General features: G+C 74.7%; 3 protein-coding genes. All 3 read right to left on the minus strand.

Features of this window, described 5'->3' with window-relative positions; translation table 11 throughout:
• Nucleotides 1-611, minus strand: a 611-nt coding sequence (locus AC2W7A_RS11870; protein WP_485991521.1) for an alpha-amylase family glycosyl hydrolase, incomplete at its 3' end; no start/stop codon positions are given.
• Nucleotides 612-729: 118 nt separating this feature from the next.
• Nucleotides 730-1,224 (minus strand): hypothetical protein, encoded by a 495-nt coding sequence (locus AC2W7A_RS11875; RefSeq protein ID WP_485991522.1) that lies wholly within the window; start codon nt 1,222-1,224, stop codon nt 730-732.
• Nucleotides 1,225-1,254: 30 nt separating this feature from the next.
• On the minus strand, nt 1,255-2,125 hold an 871-nt coding region (locus tag AC2W7A_RS11880; protein ID WP_485991523.1), incomplete at its 5' end, for an aldo/keto reductase.

Raw genomic sequence — 2,125 nt, forward strand, 5'->3', positions numbered from 1 at the left:
CCGGCGTCCGCGGCGGCGGCCCGCTCCCCCAGCGCGGCCCGGGCGGAGTCCAGGGTGCCCGGGGCCAGCGGCAGGAGGTTGTCCCAGTAGGCCAGCACCGGCTCGCCCTCGTGCTCGCCGAGGCGCAGGTGCGCCAGCTCGGCCTCCGGGTCCTCGTCCGTGCCCTCGCCGAGGATCGGGACCATGACCTTCCCGTCGAAGGCGTCCCAGTCCACGTCGAACCAGGCGGCGTGCTCGGCGTCAGGCCCGTGCCGCAGCAGGTCCCACCAGGCGGGGTTCTCCACGGGGGTGGTCACGCCCACGTGGTTGGGCACGATGTCCAGCACCAGGCCGGAGCCGGCGGCCCGCAGGTCCGCGGCGAGCGCGGCGAGGTCCTCCTCCGTGCCGCGGGAGGGGTCCAGGCGAGTGGGGTCCACCACGTCGTAGCCGTGGGTGGAGCCGGGCTCGGCGGCCAGCATCGGGGAGAGGTACACCCAGTCCACGCCGAGCCGGCGCAGGTACGGGACCAGGGTGCGGATGCGCGCCAGGTCCAGGGACTGATCGACCTGGAGGCGGTAGGTGGAGGCCGGGATCCGGCGGGTGGACGCTGTGGCGGGGGCGGTGCTGCTCACGTCTCTGACGCTAGCAGGCAGGGCCGGTGCCGGGCCCTGCCCGCGGGCCCGGCCCGCCACAGGAGGACACGCGGCCCGCCGTGGACGCCTGGCCCATCGTCCGACCGCCCGGCCCGGCTCACTTGCCGGGCGCGCGCAGCGGCTCCGGGTCGCCGGGGCGGGCGAGGATGTCGTCGCCGTAGAACGGCTCGCCGGTGGGCTCCACGATGATCAGCTCGTCCTCGGCGGTGCTCCCGTCCGCGTAGGTCAGGTCCGCGGTGAAGGACATGCCGGTCTGCTCCACGCCTGAGACCTCCACCACGTCCGGGTACTTCGCCTTCACGTTGCCCTCGAAGGCGGCCCGGTCCTGGAGGAACGTCAGCACGCCCATGACGGCCGCGATCGCCGCCACCACCGCGAAGCCGTAGCCGATCCGGCGCTGGATCGCGGTGTCATGCAGCAGGTTGGGGTCCACGTTCCGGCTCTCCCGCTCCGCGTGGGCGCGGTGGCGGCGGACCCGCACGACGGCCACGAGGATCAGCGTCAATGCGATCGCGCCGCAGAGGAGCATCACCCAGAGTCCCACCCAGGGCAGCGTGAAGCTGATCGTCTCGTAGGAGATGTCCTCGTCCATGGCGGACTCCGTTCGGTTCGGGGGCCCGGCTCAGGGCAGGGGCGCACCGCGGGCAGCTGTGAGCAGACTGTACCAGTCTGCGTGATCCATGCCACGCGCCGCCACGTCGGCGCGCGCACACGCCGCGAGCCGGCCCGGCTCCATGGTGCCCACCACCGGCCGCACGTCCCACGGCAGGCGGCGCAGCCAGCCCAGGACCACCGCCTCGCCCGGCACGCCGAGCCGCTCGGCCAGCTCCTTCACGACGACGGCCGCCTCCTGCTCGGGGGTCCTCGCCGTGGTCTGCGGGTCGCCTGCCGTGGCGTCCTCCGGGGCTCCGGCCGACTCGTCCGGGACTGCACCGGTCTCCGTGGCGTCGGACGCACCGGTGTACCGGCCCTGGCCGAGCGGCCCCCACGCCTGCAGCACGATGCCCTCGTCCCGGCACCACTGCGGCAGGTGGGCGGCGCCGGAGGTGGGCGCGGCGGAGTCGTGGTTGGCGAGCACCGCGGCCTCCACGAGGGCGCGGTGGTGCAGGCCGAGCTCGATCTGCACGCAGTCCAGGCCGGTGCCGTCAGCAGACATCCGGTGCAGCGTCTCCTGGACACGGCGGGCGCGGTCCAGCGGGAGGTTGGAGAGGCCGAGGCGGTCCACACGGCCGGCCTCGCGCTCCTCGAGGAAGGCGCGGACGGTGTCCTCCACCGGGGTGAGCACGTCCGGACGATGGATCAGCAGGGTGTCCACCCTGTCCGTGCTGAGCCTCTCCAGGGACCCGGCCAGGGAGGCCTTCAGGTGGGCCGGGGACGAGTCGTAGCGGACGGTCGGCGCCGGCGTGGAGGCCCCGGGCGGCGTGGTGCCCGGCAGCACGATCCCGCACTTGGTCTGCACGCGCAGGCCTGCACGGGCCCGGGGCGCCAGGCCG

The sequence above is a fragment of the Micrococcus sp. LASM2_SD2 genome (assembly GCF_057364565.1).

What these genes read in the sequence shown, in the direction of transcription:
- AC2W7A_RS11875 (WP_485991522.1), bottom strand. Translation starts at nt 1,224, where the DNA reads ATGGACGAGGACATCTCCTACGAGACGATCAGCTTCACGCTGCCCTGG.